The sequence below is a fragment of the Betaproteobacteria bacterium genome (genome assembly GCA_016791345.1).
Classification (GTDB): Bacteria; Pseudomonadota; Gammaproteobacteria; order Burkholderiales; family JAEUMW01; genus JAEUMW01.
This window is the reverse complement of sequence record JAEUMW010000164.1, coordinates 1-1,678: the sequence shown is the minus strand read 5'-3', so window position 1 is coordinate 1,678 and position 1,678 is coordinate 1. Positions and strand designations below refer to the sequence as shown.

The following is a 1,678-nucleotide window of genomic DNA, read 5'->3' as shown; positions in this document are numbered from 1 at the left end:
GCGGCTCGCGCAGTTCTACGAAGCTGTCGTGGGCTTTCGCAGGCTTCACGAATCCGCGGAGCTGATCGTTCTCCAGTCGCCGGACATCCAACTCCTCGTGCACGCGATTCCGCCGCACATCGCGAAGGACATCGTGATCGCTTCGCCGCCGGAGCGGCGAGAGAAGACTGCGCTCAAGTTCTTCTTCTCCGTGCCCAGTCTGTCGCGGGCGCGAGAGATTGCGGCGGGGCTGGGTGGCGAAGTGTTTTCCGAGAACTGGCAGGGTCCGGGGTTCGTCGTGTGCAATGCCATGGATCCCGAGGGCAATGTGTTCCAGGTACGCGAGTTCGCCGCTTGATGCGACGTTGAATCGGCCAACTGCCTCAAGCATGTGACGATGATTCCGGGCGCGCGGGCGAACATGCGGACAAAGGTGATTCACATCGTCGCGTTCGATGGACCGCGTGTACCTTCCCCGGGCGGCGGCACGGAGGCCGATGCAGCGTGAGCACTTCAGGTGGCTGGTTCTTCTGGGCGGCGCTGTCGGCGGTGTTCGCTGCGCTGACGGCGATCTTTGCCAAGGTCGGCGTCGAGGGCGTCGACTCCGATGTCGCCACACTCGTGCGCACGTTCATCATCGCGATCGTGTTGACCGCGTTCGTGTGGTTCACCGGCAAATGGACCGACCCGCTCGCACTGCCGCGCAAGACGTGGCTCTTCCTCGGGTTGTCCGCGCTGGCGACCGGCGCGTCGTGGGTGTGTTACTTCCGTGCACTGCAACTGGGCGATGCGGCGAAGGTCGCGCCGGTGGACAAGTTGAGCCTCGTCCTGGTCGCGGTGTTCGCGTTCGCTTTCCTCGGCGAACGCCCGACCCTGCGCGAATGGTCGGGCATCGGCCTGGTGGCGGTCGGCGTGCTGCTCCTGGCGGTCAAACGCTAGTCGCCCGGACGGCACGCTCTTCAGGCTTGGCGTCACGAAGGAGAAGTCAGTGCAGGTCGAGCGACTCGATCACTTCGTTCTGACGGTCAGAGACGTCGAAGCGACGATCTCCTTCTACGAGAAGGTGCTCGGCATGTCGGCGGTCACCTTCGGCGCCGGGCGAAGAGCACTCGCCTTCGGCCAATCCAAGATCAATATTCACCCCGCACACGCGCCGCTGTCTCCGCATGCGCGGCACCCCACGCCCGGTTCGGCAGACCTGTGCTTTATCGTTTCTTCACCGGTCGCGGCGATCGTCGAGCATCTGCGTCGCTGCGATGTGGTGACTGAAGAAGGGCCGATTGCGAGAACCGGAGCGCTCGGACCGATCATGTCCGTCTACTTTCGCGACCCGGACGGGAATCTCGTCGAGGTATCCACCTATGCCGTGTGACCGCAGATGATCAAGACCTACCGCGGCTCGTGCCACTGCGGAGCGGTGCGCTTCGAGGCCGACCTCGACCTGACGCAGCCGTCCTTCCGCTGCAACTGCTCGATCTGCCGGCGCACCCGATTCTGGCCGGCGATCGCGAGGCCCGAGAACTTTCGCCTGCTGAGCGGCGAGGGCGATCTCACGAAGTATCTCTTCAACACGCGCAAGAACGAGCACTTCTTCTGCAGGCACTGCGGCGTGCGTGCATTCGGTCACGGCACCGAAACGCCGCTCGGCGAAATGTATGGGGTGAACCTGGGCTGCCTCGAAGACGTATCCGAGGAGGAA

The 1,678-nt window shown here is 63.8% G+C and carries 4 protein-coding genes; all 4 read left to right on the top strand.

Annotated elements, in window-relative coordinates:
- Window positions 1–337 (top strand): glyoxalase/bleomycin resistance/dioxygenase family protein (locus JNK68_06515; protein MBL8540010.1); only part of this gene is annotated, 337 nt, incomplete at its 5' end.
- A gap of 146 nt (window positions 338–483) precedes the next feature.
- A complete protein-coding gene (locus JNK68_06510; protein ID MBL8540009.1) occupies window positions 484–918 on the top strand; it encodes an EamA family transporter in 435 nt (144 codons plus the stop codon).
- A gap of 49 nt (window positions 919–967) precedes the next feature.
- Entirely contained in the window at window positions 968–1,351 is a 384-nt protein-coding gene (locus JNK68_06505; GenBank protein ID MBL8540008.1) for a VOC family protein, read from the top strand.
- A 6-nt stretch (window positions 1,352–1,357) separates the two neighbouring features.
- Window positions 1,358–1,678: GFA family protein (locus tag JNK68_06500; protein ID MBL8540007.1), on the top strand; the 321-nt coding region annotated here is incomplete at its 3' end.